17 protein-coding genes are annotated in these 16763 nt (G+C 65.7%); 10 read left to right on the forward strand and 7 right to left on the reverse strand.

The features are described from left to right. Positions 1 to 10: 10 nt before the first annotated feature. Positions 11 to 763, reverse strand: a complete 753-nt coding sequence (locus tag F474_RS14655; protein ID WP_097084888.1) for an SDR family NAD(P)-dependent oxidoreductase — start codon at positions 761 to 763, stop codon at positions 11 to 13. A gap of 72 nt (positions 764 to 835) precedes the next feature. Next, positions 836 to 1852 (reverse strand): AraC family transcriptional regulator, encoded by a 1017-nt coding sequence (locus F474_RS14660; RefSeq protein ID WP_097084887.1) that lies wholly within the window; start codon positions 1850 to 1852, stop codon positions 836 to 838. 114 nt (positions 1853 to 1966) lie between these two features. Between F474_RS14660 and F474_RS14665 the strand changes: the two genes are divergently transcribed. Both F474_RS14665 and F474_RS14670 read left to right on the forward strand, forming a co-directional pair. Next, on the forward strand, positions 1967 to 2974 hold the full coding sequence (locus F474_RS14665) for an alpha/beta fold hydrolase (protein ID WP_097084886.1): 1008 nt from the start codon (positions 1967 to 1969) through the stop codon (positions 2972 to 2974). 19 nt (positions 2975 to 2993) lie between these two features. Then, entirely contained in the window at positions 2994 to 3947 is a 954-nt protein-coding gene (locus tag F474_RS14670) for a D-2-hydroxyacid dehydrogenase family protein (protein ID WP_097084885.1), read from the forward strand. Between the two features lie 38 nt (positions 3948 to 3985). Here F474_RS14670 and F474_RS14675 read toward each other — a convergent pair whose 3' ends face one another. Further along, complete coding sequence (locus F474_RS14675) at positions 3986 to 4921, reverse strand: lipid A biosynthesis lauroyl acyltransferase (RefSeq protein ID WP_097084884.1); 936 nt, start codon at positions 4919 to 4921, stop codon at positions 3986 to 3988. 119 nt (positions 4922 to 5040) lie between these two features. Between F474_RS14675 and minC the strand changes: the two genes are divergently transcribed. The 6 genes from minC to F474_RS14705 all read left to right on the forward strand — a co-directional run bounded on the left by minC (position 5041) and on the right by F474_RS14705 (position 11170). Next, positions 5041 to 5796, forward strand: coding sequence for a septum site-determining protein MinC (minC, locus tag F474_RS14680; RefSeq protein WP_097084883.1), 756 nt, complete (start codon positions 5041 to 5043; stop codon positions 5794 to 5796). 118 nt (positions 5797 to 5914) lie between these two features. Continuing rightward, on the forward strand, positions 5915 to 6730 hold the full coding sequence (minD, locus tag F474_RS14685; protein ID WP_097084882.1) for a septum site-determining protein MinD: 816 nt from the start codon (positions 5915 to 5917) through the stop codon (positions 6728 to 6730). After that, on the forward strand, positions 6727 to 6981 hold the full coding sequence (gene minE, locus F474_RS14690) for a cell division topological specificity factor MinE (protein ID WP_097084881.1): 255 nt from the start codon (positions 6727 to 6729) through the stop codon (positions 6979 to 6981). The genes minD and minE overlap by 4 nt, the downstream gene beginning before the upstream one ends. A gap of 65 nt (positions 6982 to 7046) precedes the next feature. Continuing rightward, complete coding sequence (locus F474_RS14695; RefSeq protein ID WP_097084880.1) at positions 7047 to 7682, forward strand: RluA family pseudouridine synthase; 636 nt, start codon at positions 7047 to 7049, stop codon at positions 7680 to 7682. A gap of 56 nt (positions 7683 to 7738) precedes the next feature. Then, on the forward strand, positions 7739 to 9028 hold the full coding sequence (locus tag F474_RS14700) for a M18 family aminopeptidase (protein ID WP_116562260.1): 1290 nt from the start codon (positions 7739 to 7741) through the stop codon (positions 9026 to 9028). Continuing rightward, positions 9029 to 11170 (forward strand): mechanosensitive ion channel family protein, encoded by a 2142-nt coding sequence (locus F474_RS14705; protein ID WP_097084878.1) that lies wholly within the window; start codon positions 9029 to 9031, stop codon positions 11168 to 11170. On the opposite strand, the gene F474_RS14710 is transcribed toward F474_RS14705, so the two are convergent. Next, positions 11163 to 12014 (reverse strand): LysR family transcriptional regulator, encoded by an 852-nt coding sequence (locus F474_RS14710; protein WP_097084877.1) that lies wholly within the window; start codon positions 12012 to 12014, stop codon positions 11163 to 11165. The genes F474_RS14705 and F474_RS14710 overlap by 8 nt on opposite strands. Positions 12015 to 12093: 79 nt before the next feature. On the opposite strand from F474_RS14710, the gene F474_RS14715 reads away from it, so the two are divergent. Both F474_RS14715 and F474_RS14720 read left to right on the forward strand, forming a co-directional pair. Next, entirely contained in the window at positions 12094 to 12684 is a 591-nt protein-coding gene (locus F474_RS14715; RefSeq protein ID WP_097084876.1) for a cysteine hydrolase family protein, read from the forward strand. Next, complete coding sequence (locus tag F474_RS14720) at positions 12681 to 13268, forward strand: glutathione S-transferase N-terminal domain-containing protein (protein ID WP_097084875.1); 588 nt, start codon at positions 12681 to 12683, stop codon at positions 13266 to 13268. Before F474_RS14715 ends, F474_RS14720 begins: the two co-directional genes overlap by 4 nt. On the opposite strand, the gene thpR is transcribed toward F474_RS14720, so the two are convergent. From thpR to F474_RS14735, 3 genes are read right to left on the reverse strand one after another with little or no spacing between them, the layout of a single operon-like run. Continuing rightward, positions 13265 to 13798, reverse strand: coding sequence for an RNA 2',3'-cyclic phosphodiesterase (gene thpR, locus F474_RS14725; protein WP_097084874.1), 534 nt, complete (start codon positions 13796 to 13798; stop codon positions 13265 to 13267). The genes F474_RS14720 and thpR overlap by 4 nt on opposite strands. A gap of 13 nt (positions 13799 to 13811) precedes the next feature. Next, entirely contained in the window at positions 13812 to 14672 is an 861-nt protein-coding gene (locus F474_RS14730) for a 1-aminocyclopropane-1-carboxylate deaminase/D-cysteine desulfhydrase (protein WP_097084873.1), read from the reverse strand. Between the two features lie 37 nt (positions 14673 to 14709). Further along, on the reverse strand, positions 14710 to 16746 hold the full coding sequence (locus F474_RS14735; RefSeq protein WP_097085246.1) for an NADPH-dependent 2,4-dienoyl-CoA reductase: 2037 nt from the start codon (positions 16744 to 16746) through the stop codon (positions 14710 to 14712). Between the last annotated feature and the right edge of the window lie 17 nt (positions 16747 to 16763).

The raw sequence follows: 16763 nt of genomic DNA on the forward strand, positions 1-16763 counted from the left end.
TTGCCTCCTCTCAGCGTGCGGCCATGCGCAGCGCGCCGTCCAGGCGAATGACTTCGCCATTGAGCATATCGTTTTCGATGATGTGCCCGGCCAGTGCCGCATACTCCTGCGGCCTGCCCAGGCGGGGGGGGAACGGCACATCGGCGCAGAGGCCTGCACGTACCTCTTCGGTCATGCCCGCCATCATCGGGGTTTCGAACACACCGGGCGCGATGGTGACCACGCGAATACCGTGTCGCGCCAGCTCCCGCGCCGCGGGCAACGTGATGCTGGTGACAGCCCCTTTGGAGGCCGCATAGGCCAATTGGCCAACCTGCCCATCGAACGCTGCCACCGAGGCGGTGTTGATGATCACGCCTCGGCGGCCCTGCTCATCGGCAGGCGTGCGGCTCACCATGGCCTCGGCAGCCAGCCGCATCAGATTGAACGTGCCGATCAGGTTCACCTGCAGCACGCGGTTGAAGCTTTCGAGGGTGTGCACGCCCTGGCGCCCGAGCAATTTCTCGCCATGCACGATGCCTGCGCAGTTGACCGCGCCGTGGAGGGGGCCCGCGCCAGCCAGTGCTGCCCGCACCTCTGACTCCTGGGTGACGTCGGCGATTGCAAAGGCCTGCCCAAGCGCGTCAGCCTGCTGGCGCAGCGCGGTTTCATCGCGGTCCAGCATCAACACCCGGGCCTGACGGCTGACCAGCCACTTGGCGGTCGCCAGGCCCAGCCCGGATGCAGCGCCGCTGATGACGAACAGGTGATCGGCAATGTCCATGAGCTCGCTCCTTTGTACCGTTGGCCGGCCCATCCTTGCCCACCCTGGCCGGTGCGGCAATGGCCATGCCGTTCAGCGAGGCTGAGCGGTCCGGCCAGTGCCTTGCATCAGTTGCCGATAATGCCCGGGGTTGCAGCCATACCACTTGCGAAACGCCCGATAGAACGAGCGGCCATCGGCAAAGCCCAGGCCCTCGGCGACCGCTTCGATGCTCAAGCCTTCGCGTGCCAGCCAGGCCAGTGCCAACTCCTGGCGCACGCTGTCCTTGAGCGCCTGAAAACGCTCGCCCTGCTCGGCCAGGCGCCGGCGCAGGGTGGCTGGGGACATGCCCAACGATGCCGCCAGTGGCGCCGCTTCCGGCCAGTCAGCAGGCGCCAGGTTGGCCAGCAATACCCGCACCTGCCGCGCCAGGCTCGAGGGGTCGCGATACTTGACCAGCAGGTTGCCCGGTGCCTGGTCCATGAATGCCTGCCACTGCGCGTGATCGCGGCGCACCGGCAAAGGCAGGCACTGGGCCGGGAACACCAAGCGGTTGCTCGCCTGGCCGAAGGCCAATTGTTCGCCGAAAAAACGCCGGTAGTCATCCAGGTAACCCGGCGCTGGCGCGCGCAATGCCACCGCCAGGATCGGCACCCGCTGCCCTGCCAACCAGCACAGCGCCCCGTGCAGGATCATCCACAGGGTAAAACAGGCGAAAGGCCGCGCGGGGGGGGCTGCGTCGGCCTGTTCGAGCGTGACCGTGGCCAGGCTGCCGTGCACGGCCAGGTGCGGGCGCAGCCCAGCCAGCATCAGCCCGGCAAATTCACAGGCCTGCTCAAGGCCCGAGTGCACCCGTGGCTGAGCCATCGCCGACTTGAGCAAAAAACCCAGGCTGCCCACGCGCAGCCCGCGTGCGTCCATGCCGAAAAATTCATCGTCTAGGTGCAGCGCGACCGCTCGCCACAATGCCCCGTAGCAGGCTGCCGGCACACGCTCGCTGCCCGGGGCGATGCCGGCATCGGCCAGCCATGCAGCGTGCTGCTCGATCGGCAGCGCCTGGGCCAGCGCTTCGCGCACCAGGTGCATGGAAATGGTGTCCTTGTCGGCCATGGCCTGTATCGTCGTTATCAATGCGGGTGCAGGCATCATAGAGCCCTGCCGCCGCTGAACCAATGCCCTGGCGCGCCAGTCTCTGGCCTGCCTCTTCTGCAAAAGGACCTCGCCATGAAACGCCCCTGCGCCCTGCTGCTGGCCACCGTGCTGAGCAGCGCTGTGCTGGCCACTGAGAAGCCCCTGAGCTATGGCCCGCAACTGGAAGGGTTCGACTACCCCTACACCTTGCATCACTACAGCTTCGACTCCCAGGGCCAGACCCTGCAGATGGGTTACATGGACGTGGCCGCCAACGCACACGCCAATGGCCAGACGGTGGTGTTGCTGCACGGCAAGAACTTCTGCGCCGCCACGTGGGAAAGCACGATCAAGGCGTTGAGTGACGCCGGCTATCGGGTCATCGCGCCCGACCAGATCGGTTTCTGCAGTGCCAGCAAGCCAGAGCACTACCAGTACAGCTTCCAGCAGCTGGCGCAGAACACGCATGCCCTGTTGGCCGATCTGGATGTAAAAGACCCGATCCTGCTGGGCCACTCCACTGGCGGCATGCTGGCCACCCGTTACACCCTGATGTACCCCAATGAGGTGCAGCGCCTGGCGATGGTCAACCCCATCGGGCTGGAAGACTGGAAAGCCCTGGGCGTGCCCTGGCGCTCGGTGGACGACTGGCTCGAACGCGAGAGCAAGGTCGATGCGCAGAGCATCAAGGCCTATGAGCAGCGCACCTATTACGGCGGCCAATGGAAACCTGAGTACGATCGCTGGGTGACCATGCTCGCCGGGCTTAACCAAGGGCCGGGCCACAATCTGGTGGCATGGAACTCGGCGCTGATCTACGACATGATCTTCACCCAACCGGTGGTATACGAATTCGGCAACGTCCAGCAGCCTACCCTGCTGCTGATCGGCACTGCCGACACCACCGCCATCGGCAGCGACATCGCCTCGCCACAGGTCAAGGCCCGGCTGGGGCATTACGACCAGCTCGGCAAGCGAGCGGCCCAGGCCTTCCCCCACGCGACGCTGGTAGAGTTCCCCGGCATGGGCCACGCACCGCAGATGGAAGACCCGGCACGCTTTCACCAGGCGTTGCTCAAATGGCTGAACACACCTCAATAACCCGGCATGGGAGCGGGCAATGTCCGAACTTCGCATCGCAGTGATCGACGATTGGCAAGACGTGGCGCAGGACATCGTGGACTGGTCGCCTTTACAGCGCCTGGGGCAGGTCGAGTTTCTGCATGACTATCCGGCCGACACAGCCACCTTGGCCCAGCGCCTGGCGCCCTATGCGGTGATCTGCGTGATGCGCGAGCGCACCCGCTTCGACGCCGAGCTGCTCAAGGCCCTGCCCAACCTCAAGCTGCTAATGACCGGCGGCATGCGCAATGCGGCGCTGGACATGACCACGGCCAAAGCACTGGGCATCACCGTATGCGGCACCGACAGCTACCGCCACGCCGCGCCGGAGCTGACCTGGACGCTACTGATGGCACTCAACCGACGATTGCTGGCTGAAGTGCTGTCGCTTCAAGGCGGTGGCTGGCAGATCGGCATCGGCGGTGACCTGCATGGGCGTACTCTGGGCCTGCTGGGCCTGGGCCAGATCGGCGGGCGGGTGGCGGGCTATGCCAAGGCCTTCGGCATGCGCGTGATCGCCTGGAGCCAGAACCTCACTCAAGCGCGAGCTGCCGAGCTGGGCGTGGAGCGGGTAGAGAAACAAGCCCTGTTCGAGCAGGCCGACATCCTCTCGGTGCACTTGGTGCTCAGCGATCGCACCCGCCACCTGGTCGATGCCCAGGCGCTCGCCTCGATGAAGCGCGGGGCACTGTTGCTGAATACTTCACGAGGGCCGATCGTCGATGAGCAGGCATTGATCGAAGCGTTGGTCGAAGGCCGCCTGGGGGGCGCCGGGCTGGATGTGTTCGATCAGGAGCCATTGCCTGCCGACCATCCCTTCAGAACGCTGCCCAACGTGCTGGCCACCCCGCACATCGGCTATGTGAGTGAAAACAACTACCGCATGTTCTACAGCCAGATGATCGAAGGCATTCTCGGCTGGTCGCAAAATGCACCGGTGCGGGTGCTTTGAGCGAGTTCAAAAAGTAGAAGGGCGGCCTCGCCGCGCTTCTAGGCTTTGCGCTTGGGGTACAGGCGCGGCTCGCCCTCGGGCCGCGACTTGAAACGGCGGTGAGCCCAAAGATACTGCGCCGGGCAAGCGTTGATCGCCGCCTCCACCCACTGGTTGATGCGCAGGCAATCCTGCACCTCGGTTTCTCCGGGGAACCCCTTCAACGGCGGGTGTACCACCAGCCGATACCCACGCGCCCCCGGCAGCCGCTCTTGAGTGAAGGGAATCACCCGCGCCTTGCCCAGGCGCGCGAATGTGCTGGTGGCCGTGACCGTGGCGGCCTGGATGCCGAACAGCGGCACGAACACGCTCTGTTTGGCGCCATAGTCCTGATCCGGGGCGTACCAGATCGCCCGGCCTTTGCGCAGCAGTTTGAGCATGCCACGAACGTCTTCGCGTTCCACCGCGAGCGAATCGAGGTTGTGCCGCTCACGGCCGCGGCGCTGGATGAAATCGAACAGCGGGTTCTTGTGCTCGCGGTACATGCCATCGATGGTGTGCAACTGGCCCAGCAGCGCTGCACCGATCTCGAGTGTGGTGAAGTGCGCGGCCATCAGGATCACCCCTTCGCCCGCCTGTTGGGCTTCGCGCAAGTGCTCGAGCCCTTCCACATGTGCCAGCCGCGCCAGCCGTGCCTTGGGCCACCACCAGCTCATGGCCATTTCGAAGAAGGCAATGCCGGTGGAGGCGAAGTTATCCCGAACCAGCTGCTCACGCTCTGCCAGCGGCATGTTGGGAAAGCACAGCTGAAGGTTTCGGGTCACGATCATGCGCCGCTCCCGGGCGAAAAGCCGCATCAAGGCACCGACGCCCGCCCCCAGGCGCAACAGCGCCGAATAGGGCAACTGCACCACCAACCACAGCAGCCCTACCCCCAGCCAAAGAGGCCAGAAACGCGGGTGCAGGTAAGTGCGGCTGAAATGGGTGCGAGCCATGGGAATTCCTGGGCAATCAACAAAGCCGTGCATTCTACAACGGATGACGCGGCTTGCGACTCACAGTCGTTCTCGTTATAAGTCTGGGCACTTTTCGCGAAAAGACGCTATTTGCCAACATGAGCTCAACCGAATCAGTCGACCAGGAACCGGTGTTCCAACTCAAGGGCAGCATGCTGGCCATCACCGTGCTGGAGCTTGCACGTAACAGCCTGGACGCCCTGGATCGCCAGTTGGCGGCCAAGGTGGCGCAGGCGCCCAATTTCTTCAGCAACACCCCCCTGGTATTGGCGCTCGACAAGCTGCCGGCAAGCGAAGGCAGCCTCGACCTGCCGGGCCTGATGCGCGTCTGCCGCCACCATGGCCTGCGAACGCTCGCCATTCGTGCCAGCCGCATCGAAGACATTGCCGCCGCCATCGCCATCGACCTGCCCGTGCTGCCGCCGTCCAATGCCCGCGAGCGCCCAGTGGAGCTGCCGGTGGGCAGCGAAGCCAAGCCGATCGAAAAACCTGCCGAACCCACCCCGCCCCCTGCACCGAGTGTGCAGCCTACTCGCGTAATCACCCAGCCGGTGCGCGGCGGCCAGCAGATCTACGCCCAAGGCGGCGACCTGGTGGTGATCAGTTCGGTTTCCAGCGGCGCGGAACTTCTGGCCGATGGCAACATCCATGTGTACGGCCCTATGCGTGGGCGCGCCCTGGCCGGTATCAAGGGCGACAGCAAGGCAAGGATTTTCTGCCAGCAACTGGGCGCGGAACTCATTTCCATCGCCGGGCAATACAAGGTCAGTGAAGACCTGCGTCGCGACCCGCTCTGGGGTGCCAGCGTGCAGATCAGTTTGAGTCAAGATGTGTTGAACATCACCCGCCTTTAACGGATACTGCCGCCATTTTACGTGCAACTTCCAAGAGCGGCAGAACGTGCCGCCAGAAGTTTCAACTGTCATGTTTCGGGGGCCACTGCCCCTGATGTCCTTTTAGGGGTGAAACACCTTGGCCAAGATTATCGTGGTTACTTCCGGCAAAGGCGGTGTGGGCAAGACCACCACCAGCGCCGCCATCGGCACCGGCCTGGCCCTTCGCGGGCACAAGACCGTCATCGTCGACTTCGACGTGGGCCTGCGTAACCTCGACCTGATCATGGGCTGCGAACGTCGTGTGGTCTATGACTTCGTCAACGTGGTCAACGGGGAAGCGAACCTGCAACAGGCGCTGATCAAAGACAAGCGCCTCGAGAACCTTTACGTGCTCGCCGCCAGCCAGACCCGCGACAAAGACGCGCTGACCCAGGAAGGCGTTGAAAAGGTCATCAACGACCTGGCCAAGGACTTCGATTTCGTGCTGTGCGACTCGCCAGCCGGCATCGAGAAGGGCGCAAGCCTGGCGATGTATTTCGCCGACGAAGCCATCGTGGTCACCAACCCTGAAGTGTCCTCGGTGCGAGACTCCGACCGCATGCTGGGCCTGCTGGCGAGCAAGTCGCGGCGCGCTGCCAACGGCGAAGACCCGATCAAGGAGCATCTGCTGCTGACCCGCTACCACCCTGAGCGTGTAAGCAAGGGCGAGATGCTGGGCGTGGAAGATGTCGAGGAGATCCTGGCGATCCGCCTGCTGGGGGTGATCCCCGAATCCACCGCCGTGCTCAAGGCCTCCAACGCCGGTGTGCCGGTGATTCTCGACGACCAGAGCGATGCCGGCCAGGCATACAGCGACGCCGTCGACCGCCTGCTGGGCAAAGAGCTGCCCCACCGCTTCCTCGATGTACAGAAGAAGGGCTGGATGGCCCGTTTGTTTGGAGGCCGTGAATGAATATTTTCGACTTCTTTCGAGACCGCAAGAAAGCCAGCACCGCCTCGGTCGCGAAAGAGCGTCTGCAGATCATCGTGGCCCACGAACGCGGCCAGCGCACGACGCCGGACTACCTGCCAGCCCTGCAAAAGGAGTTGGTCGAAGTGATCCGCAAGTACGTCTCCATCGACAACGACGATGTGCATGTGGCGCTCGAAAGCCAGGGCAGCTGCTCGATCCTGGAACTGAACATCACCCTGCCGGATCGTTGATCCGAACCATCGCACGCCGCGCCCGGGCCTCCCGCGCGCGGCGCGCGTGCTTGTAGAGGCTGGCAATGCCGCTGTCCAACATCCGCATCCTGCATGAGGATGCCGCTTTTCTGGTGGTCGACAAACCCACCTTGCTGTTGTCAGTGCCCGGCCGGGCCGACGACAACAAAGACTGCCTTATTACCCGCCTTCAGCAAAACGGCTACCCCGAAGCGCTGATCGTGCATCGGCTCGACTGGGAAACAAGCGGGATCATCCTGCTGGCCCGCAACCCCGATGCGCACCGTGAGCTGTCGCGCCAGTTCCACGACCGGGAAACCGAAAAAGCCTACACCGCCTTGTGCTGGGGCCAGCCCGAGCAGAACAGTGGCAGCATCGACCTGCCCCTGCGCTACGACCCGCCGACCAAGCCCAGGCATGTGGTGTGCCACGAGCACGGCCGCCATGCGCTGACCTACTGGCGAGTGCTGGAGCGTTTCGAACACGGTTGCCGTGTCGAGCTCACGCCCATCACTGGCCGTTCGCATCAGTTGCGCGTGCACATGCTTTCGATCGGCCACCCCCTGCTCGGCGACAGGCTCTATGCCCATCCCCAGGCGCTGGCGGCCCATGAACGCTTGTGCCTGCACGCCAGCATGCTTGCCTTCAGCCACCCGGTCACCGGCGAGCGCGTGCGCTTCGAGTGCCCATCGCCGTTCTGAGCCCCTGACACTGGCGATGGGCTAGAATCGGCTCCATCGCCGCCTGGAGTACTTCAATGAGTGACACCCTCAACCAGGGCCTGATCGACTTCCTCAAGGCCTCCCCGACCCCCTTCCATGCCACCGCGAGCCTGGCCAACCGCCTGGAAGCGGCCGGCTATCAGCGCCTGAACGAGCGCGACCCCTGGGAGGTGCAACCGGGCGGCCGCTACTACGTGACCCGCAACGGCTCTTCGATCATCGCATTGCGCATGGGCCGCCAACCGCTGGTGGGCACCGGCCTGCGACTGGTGGGCGCGCACACCGACAGCCCGTGCCTGAAGGTCAAGCCGCAACCCGAGCTGCAGGCACAGGGCTTTCTTCAGCTGGGGGTCGAGGTCTACGGTGGCGCCCTGCTCGCGCCCTGGTTCGACCGTGATCTGTCGCTGGCAGGCCGGGTCACCTTCCGTGAGGGCGGCAAGGTCGAAAGCCTGTTGGTGGATTTCAAAGCGCCAATCGCGGTCATTCCGAACCTGGCCATTCACCTGAACCGCACCGCCAACGAAGGCTGGGCGATCAATGTCCAGCGCGAGCTGCCGCCGATCCTGGCGCAGGTCGCCGGCACCGAGCGTTTCGACTTCCGCGCCCTGCTGGCCGACCAACTGGCCCGCGAGCACGGTGTGAGTGCCGACGTGGTGCTCGACTACGAGCTGGCGTTCTACGACACCCAGCCGGCGGCAGTGGTGGGCCTGAACGGCGACTTCATCGCCGGTGCCCGGCTGGATAACCTGCTGTCCTGCTACGCAGGGCTGCAAGCGCTGATCAATGCCGCAGGCGAGGAAACCTGCGTGCTGGTGTGCACCGACCACGAAGAGATCGGCTCGCCCTCGGCCTGCGGTGCCGACGGCCCGATGCTGGAACACACGCTGCAGCGCCTGCTGCCCGAGCATGCCGACTACGTGCGCGCCCTGCAGCGATCGCTGCTGGTCAGTGCCGACAACGCACACGGCGTGCACCCCAACTACGCCGACAAGCATGACGGCAACCACGGGCCCAAGCTCAACGCCGGGCCGGTGATCAAGGTCAACAGCAACCAGCGCTACGCCACCAACAGTGAAACCGCCGGGTTCTTCCGCCACCTGTGCATGGCCGAGGAAGTACCGGTGCAAAGCTTCGTGGTGCGCTCGGACATGGGTTGCGGCTCCACCATCGGCCCGATCACCGCCAGCCACCTGGGCGTGCGCACCGTCGACATCGGCCTGCCGACCTTCGCCATGCACTCGATCCGGGAGCTGGCCGGTAGCCAGGACCTGGCGCACCTGGTCAAGGTGCTGTCGGCTTTTTACGCCAGCGTGAGCCTGCCCTGAATGCGCCGCCTGCTCGCCGCCCTCTGCCTGCTGCTGTGGTTGCCGTTGGCGGCCAGCGCGGCGGGCCTGCCAAGCCTGCTCAGCGGCTCCAAGCAAGCCCAGCCTGAGGCTACCCAGCCGCTGGGCCCCTCGCTGGACCAGGTGATCCAGAGCCTGGAGAACGACCAGCAGCGGGCCAAGTTGCTCGATGACCTGAAGAAACTGCGCGATGCCACCCAGAAGGCCCAGCCAACGCCCGAGCAAGGCGTGCTGGGCCTGATCGGCACGGGCATCAAGGGCCTGGAGCAGCAGTTCACCGGCCAGGCCAGCCCGTTCAAGCGCTGGAGCGACGAGCTGGCGCTGGCCCGGGACGAGTTGGCCGAGCGCTCGCTGAGCGCGAGGGACTGGGCCCCGGTGCTGGCGATGTTCGCGCTGGTGCTGCTGGCCTGGAGCCTGCTGGCCTACGGGTTGATCTGGCTGGGGCAGCGCCTGCGCGAGCGCTTCGGCCTGCCCGAGGAGCTTCCGCAACATCCCCGCACGCTCGACCTGCTGCGCTTTGCCCTGCGCAAACTGGGGCCCTGGCTGGTGGCGCTGGTGATCACCCTGTTCGCCGGGTACTGGGCGCCCTCATCGCTGGGCAAGGACCTTGCGGTCGCCCTGGCCTATGCCTTGGTGGTCGGCACCTGTTTCTCCGCCATCTGCGTGATCGCTTTCTCCCTGCTCGACGGCCCGCACCGCCACCGCGCGCTCTACATACTGCGCCGCCGTGCCTTTCGGCAATTGTGGCTGGTCGGCAGCTTCGCCGCGTTCGGCGAGGCCCTGAGCGACCCCCGGCTCTCCGCCGCCCTGGGCCCGCACCTGGCGCAAAGCGCTGCGACCCTGGCCAACGTGCTGGCGGCACTGGCCAGCGGCTGGTTCATCCTGCGCTTTCGCCGGCCGGTGGCCCACCTGATCTGCAACCAGCCCCTGCAAAGGCGCCTGCAACGGCGGGCGCTGACCGACACGCTGGAAGTGATGGGCACCTACTGGTACGTTCCAGCGCTGCTGCTGGTGGCGGTTTCGCTGCTGTCGACCTTCGTCTCGGCCGGCGACACCAGCACCGCGCTGCGCCAGGCGCTCATCTGCACCGTGCTGCTGGTGCTGTGCATGGTCATCAATGGCCTGGTAAGCCGCCATGCCACGCGGCCAGCCAGGGGCCCGCGGCGGCACACGCTCTATCCCGAACGGCTCAAGCACTTCACCTACACCCTGGCACACCTGGCGGTGTGGGGCGTTTTCATCGAGCTGGGCTTGCGGGTGTGGGGGCTGTCGTTCTTTCATCTGGCAGAAGGCGAAGGGCGCGACATCAGCCTGCGCGTGCTGAGCCTGGGCGGCACGCTGCTGTTCGCCTGGCTGGTGTGGATCCTGGCCGATACCGGCATCCACCATGCCCTGAGCCGCTCCCGTAAAGGGGTGGCCAACGCCCGCGCACAAACGATGATGCCGCTGATCCGCAACGTGCTGTTCGTGACCATCTTCGTGATCGCTGCCATTGTCGCGTTGGCCAACATGGGCGTGAACGTGACGCCCTTGCTGGCAGGTTTCGGCGTGGTGGGCCTGGCCATCGGCTTCGGCGCGCAATCGCTGGTGGCCGACCTGATCACCGGCCTATTCATCATCGTCGAGGATTCGCTGGCCATCGATGACTATGTCGACGTCGGCGGGCACATGGGCACCGTGGAGGGGCTGACCATCCGCACCGTGCGCCTGCGTGACATCGACGGCATCGTGCACACCATCCCCTTCAGTGAAATCAAGAGCATCAAGAACTACTCCCGCGAATTCGGCTATGCGATTTTCCGCATCGCCATCCCCTATAACCTGAGCATCGATGCGGCGATGAAATTGATCCGCGAGGCGAGCCACAAGATTCGCCAAGACCCGCTGCTGCGTCGGGAAATCTGGTCACCCCTGGAGTTTCAGGGTGTGGAGAGCTTCGACGCTGGCAATGCCATCCTGCGTGCACGCTTCAAGACCGCACCGCTCAAGCAGTTCGAGATCTCTCGGGCCTTCAACTTGCTGCTCAAGCGCACCCTGGACGAAGCCGGCATGGAGCTGGCCACCCCTCGCCTGAACGTGCAGGTGAGCACCGCGATCGGCGCCAAGCCTGCACCGCTCAGTTGACGATGCGCGCCAGGGTCGCGCGCAGCCAGTCCAGTACCGGGGCGAAACGCGGGGTGTCGCGAAACTCTGGCGGGTAGGCCAACCACAGCTCACGCTGCACCTGCGGCACTGCCTGATCCAGCACCAGGCGGCTGTCGGTGCTGGCCAAATAGTGTGGCAGCAACGCCACCCCCGCCCCCGCCGCCACCGCCTCGCGTACGGCCAGCAGGCTATTGGCCTGGAACGCCAGGCGCCGCGGCGTGGCTTTCGACCAGTCCACCTCGGGTAATGGCAGATGCGCATCGATCAAGCCGCACAACGGGGTGGCAGGCGTGGGCACGGTCGCGTGCGCCCGGTAAAGGCCAAACCCCAATTGCCCTACCCGCTGCGCGACGACCCCTGGCTCCTCCGGCCGCGCCAGGCGTACGCCGATGTGCGCGCGGCGCCGGGCAAGGCTGGCAATGCGGTCGTCGAGCTCCAGCCGCACCTCCAGTTGCGGGTGCGCACTGAGTAATGCTGGCAAAGCCGGCGCCAAGACTTGCACCCCCAGCGCGCCGGTGACCGCAATGCGGACCTGCCCGGCCACACCGCTACCGGCGCTGTCCAGCTGATGCTGCAGGTGTTGCGCGGCTTGCTCCATCTGCCGCGCGGCGGCCAGCGCGTTGTGGCCGGCCGGGGTGAGCACGAAGGCCCCTTCGGCGCGGGTCAGCACAGGCAGGCCCAGCGCGGCTTCGAGCTTGCGCAGGCGGCGGATCACCGTCGCGTGGGTCAGGCCTAGCTCGCGGGCAGCCTGGGCGTAACTGCCGCTGCGCTCAAGGGTGGAGAGGGTCAGAAGGTCATCCCAGGAGAGTGTGCTTTTTTGCACAGTCGCTGTGCTCCGATAGTGAATTTACGCACAGGTTAGGCTGGCTTACCGTAGTCGCACAACTGCACTGGAGACACCCATGGCCACCACCCTGCTCGACCTCGCCGGCGCCAGCCGCGCCCCCGCACGCTGGCAAGACGCAGCCTTGCTGCTGATCGATCATCAGGACCAATACCTGCACGGCCCCCTGGCGCTGACCAACATGGACGCAGCGGTGAGCAGCGCCGCTCGCTTGCTCGCCGCCGCCCGGGCCCACGGCGCACCAGTGGTGCACGTGGCTCATCGCGGCAGCACCGGTGGGTTGTTCGACCCTGCCGCCGGCGGGCGCTTCATTCAGGCCCTGGCCCCGGTTGAAGGCGAGACCCGGGTCGAGAAGACCTTGCCCAACAGTTTTGCCGGCACCGACCTTGCCCGTTGCCTGGTGGCGCTGCGCCGGCCGGAGCTGATCGTGGCGGGCTTCCAGACCCACATGTGCGTGAGCGCCACCGTTCGCGCGGCGCTGGATCACGGCTATCGTGTAACCCTGGTAGCCAGTGCCTGCGCAACCCGCGACCTGCCCGACCCCTCCGGCGGCCCGGTGCTGGCCGCTGCCGATGTGCACCGCGCAGCCCTGGCAGCGCTGCATGACCGTTTCGCAACCGTCATCCTCGATGAGAGCCAACTGCCATGAAACTCTATTTCGCCCCCAACACCTGCTCCCTGGCCAGCCACATCGTGCTTGAGGAGCTCGGCCTGCCCTACCAGGCAGTGAAGGTGAACAACCAGACCAAACGCACCGCTGACGACCAGGACTACCTCACCATTAACCCCAAAGGCTACGTTGCGGCGCTGGTGCGCGACGACGGTGAAGTCATCACCGAAGCACCGGTGATCCTGCAGTATCTGGATAGCCTCAAGCCCGATGCTGGCCTCGCACCGCCCGCCGGCAGCCTGGAGCGCTGGCGGCTGCTGGAGCGGCTGAACTTCATCGGCAGCGAATTGCACCCGAAGGTGGCGCTGTTGTTCAACCGCGATTGGCCAGAGGCCGTGCTGCACAGTGCGCGGGAGAAGTTATTCAAACGCGTGGACTACCTGGAAGGCCACCTGGACCCACAACGGCCTTTCGATCTGAGTGACGCTTACCTGTTCGCGGTGCTGGGATGGTTCACGCGGGTGGGGCTGTCATTAAGCCAATGGCCGCGCCTTCACAGCTGGCACCAGGCTACGGCGCAGCGGCCGGCGGTTCAACGAGCGCTGGCGGCGCAGGAGGCCTAACCTGCCAACGCCCAACTGCGCAGGAGGCGGTATTGGCCCCGTACCGATTCATAAAGGCCAAACGCCCCTGCGCGCAGCATGAACTCCGGCGCCATGCCGGCCTCGGGAATCTGGCCTGAATATTTGCGTGCCAGCGTCAGGTGGGGCCGGTATTCACGCCGGGTATCACCCAGGCCCAACGGCAGCAGCGCCTGTTCGAGGTTGTAGACCAGCCGCAACAGGGCCTTGGGCGGCTGGCGCGCGGCGAGCACCAGGGCTTCGGCGGCGCGCCAGTGGTCCAGCTGATCGAGCAGCAGCAGGACCTGCCCTTCGGGCTTGGGCATTGCCTCAACGGCGTCGTAGATTGCTTCCAGTTGAGCCAGAGGCACTTCGCCGAGAAACATCAGGGTGATGTGGAAATTGCCCGACGGCACGGGCTTGCCCGCGCGAAGGTGCAGCTCGGCACGCCAGCGTGCGACGGCTTTGCGCTGCGGCGCCGGCAGGTCAAGGGCGAAGAACAGGCGGCGATTGATGAGCAGCTCGGGCAACATGCGGCAGGTAACCTCAGGCAGGGTCGATAGCCAGAAGACCACCGCTACCGGCGGATGGCTCCGTACGAATGCCACCGGTATGAATCACCAACACCCGCTGCGCGGCCACGGGGTGCTGCAACAGCGCCATCAGTGCCTTGCCTGTATAGACCGGCTCCACCGGGAGCGCACATTTCGCAACGAACGCCTCAAGCTGTGCATCGCTGCGACCGAAGCCTGCGCGTGCAGCGTTCACCAACTCAACACCCAGCCCCTGCACCACCTGCTCTACACCCTGCCCTGGCGGCACTGCCATGGCTGCGTATACCGGGCGGGCATCGGCGCGGGCTATTCCGGCTGCGGTCGTACCGGTGCCTGCAGCAAGCCACCAGGCATCGAAATCGTCCCAGCCCAAGGCCGGCAATTGAGCCAGCGCTTGCTCTACCAACCGTGCACAACCGGCCTCGCCCAGAGGGCCAGCGCCGCCCTCCGGCACGGGGTACAACTGCGGGTAGCGCGCTCGCCAAGGCTCCCAGAAATCTGGCTGGTGGCGCGCCCGGTAGCCTCCGTAGCCAAGCCAGTGCAAGCCCATGCCCCAGGCCCGCAGGTCGCGCACCGTGGGGGTGTCGACAGGCTCGCCGCGCAGAAGGCCCACGGTCTGGAAGCCCAGCCGCTGGCCTGCAGCGGCCAGTGCGTGCAAATGGTTGGAATGAGCGCCGCCCAGGCTGATCAACCCGCTGCACCCGGCACGCTCGGCTGCGTGCAGGTAGCCTTCGAGCTTGTAGGCCTTATTACCGGTGATCAGCGGGTCGACCCGATCCAGCCTCAACACGGCAGCATCGGCAAGCCCCGGCAGGCGCAGGGGCTCAAGGGGCGGTTGGGCTAGGTGGAACATCGCACGCTCACACGGGTGGGGCGCGCAGTGTAACCGCTCAGAGCACCGCCGCCAGCCGGCTGCCTTGGTCGATGGCGCGCTTGGCATCGAGCTCGGCGGCCACGTCGGCGCCGCCGATCAAGTGCACCGCCTGGCCAGCGGCCTTCAGGGCGTCGTAGAGCTCGCGGCGAGGCTCCTGGCCTGCACACACGACGACATTATCGACCGCCAGCACCTGGGGTGGGCCGCCTTGCACGCGAACATGCAGCCCGGCGTCGTCGATCTTCAGGTACTCGACACCACCGAGCATGTGCACCTGCTTGTGCTTCAGGCCCAGCCGGTGAATCCAGCCGGTGGTCTTGCCCAGGCCGTCGCCGACTTTGGACGCCTTGCGTTGCAGCAGGTAAACCTCTCGTGCGGGCGCCTCGGGCTGAGCGGCCACGCCGGCGACACCGCCTCGCGCTTCCAGGCTCGGGTCGATGCCCCATTCCTTGTAGAACAGGCCCACGTCCAGGCTCGCTGCAGGGCCCTGCTGCACCAGAAACTCGCTGACATCGAAGCCGATGCCGCCGGCACCGATCACCGCCACCCGCCGGCCTACCGGGCGATGGCCGAGGATCACATCGAGGTAGCTCAGCACGCTGGGGTGGCCGATGCCTTCGATGGCCGGGGTGCGCGGCACGATACCCGTGGCCAGCACCACTTCATCGAAGCCTTCGGCCAGCAACTGCTGCGCCTCGACGCGCTGCCCCAGCCGCACGCTCACCCCGGTGGTGGTCAGCTTGCGGCGGAAATAGCGCAGCGTTTCGTTGAATTCTTCCTTGCCCGGGATGCGCCGGGCCACGTTGAACTGGCCACCGATCTCGGCGGCGCTGTCGAACAGCACCACCTGGTGGCCCCGCTCGGCCGCCACCGTCGCCGCCGCCAGGCCCGCCGGGCCGGCGCCAACCACCGCAACGCGCCGGGCGGGGCTTGCCGGGTGATAGACCAGCTCGGTTTCGTGGCAGGCGCGCGGGTTCACCAGGCAGCTGCTGAGCTTGCCGGCGAAGGTGTGGTCCAGGCAGGCCTGGTTGCAGCCGATGCAGGTGTTGATTTCGTCAGCGCGCCCGGCGGCGGCCTTGGCGATGAAGGCGGGGTCGGCCAGCAGCGGCCGGGCCATCGACACCATGTCGGCACACCCCTCGGCCAGCACCCGCTCGGCCACCTCCGGTGTATTGATGCGGTTGGTGGTGATCAACGGCAGTTTCACTGCGCCGCGCAACTTGGCCGTAACTTGGGCGAAGGCCGCGCGCGGCACCTTGGTGGCGATGGTGGGGATACGCGCCTCGTGCCAGCCGATGCCGGTGTTGATCAAGCTGGCGCCCGCCTGCTCGATGGCCTGGGCCAATTGCACGATCTCCGGCCAATCACTGCCGCCCTCTACCAGATCGAGCATCGACAGGCGGTAGATGATGATGAAACGCTCGCCCACCGCTTGGCGGATACGCCGCACGATCTCCACCGGCAGGCGCATGCGCTGCTCGAAGGGCCCGCCCCAGCGGTCGGTGCGGTGGTTGGTGGCAGCGGCCAGGAACTGATTGATGAAATAGCCTTCAGAGCCCATCACCTCAACGCCGTCGTAGCCAGCCTGCTGGGCGAGCGAGGCGCAACGAACGAAGTCGTCGATCTGCTGCTCCACCCCTGCGTCATCAAGCGCATGGGGCTTGAACGGGTTGATCGGTGCCTGCAAGGCACTGGGGGCCACCGACTTGGGGCTGTAGGCATAGCGCCCGGCGTGCAGGATCTGCAGGCAGATGCGGCCGCCTTCGGCATGCACCGCCTCGGTGACGATGCGATGTTGCGCCGCCTCGGCCTCGGTGGTGAGCTTGGCGGCCCCGGCATACACACCGCCCTCCTCGTTGGGCGCGATCCCGCCGGTGACCATCAAGCCCACACCGCCACGGGCGCGCTCGGCAAAATACGCCGCCATGCGCTCGAACCCACCAGGTCGCTCTTCCAGCCCGGTATGCATCGAGCCCATCAGGCAGCGATTGGGCAGGGTCGTGAAACCCAGGTCCAGCGGGGCGAGCAAGTGCGGATAGGTGGCGGTGGTCATGACAGGCTCCAGCGGTT

Origin of the sequence: Pseudomonas sp. URIL14HWK12:I12 (assembly GCF_003097135.1) — a bacterium.
Lineage (GTDB): Bacteria > Pseudomonadota > Gammaproteobacteria > Pseudomonadales > Pseudomonadaceae > Aquipseudomonas.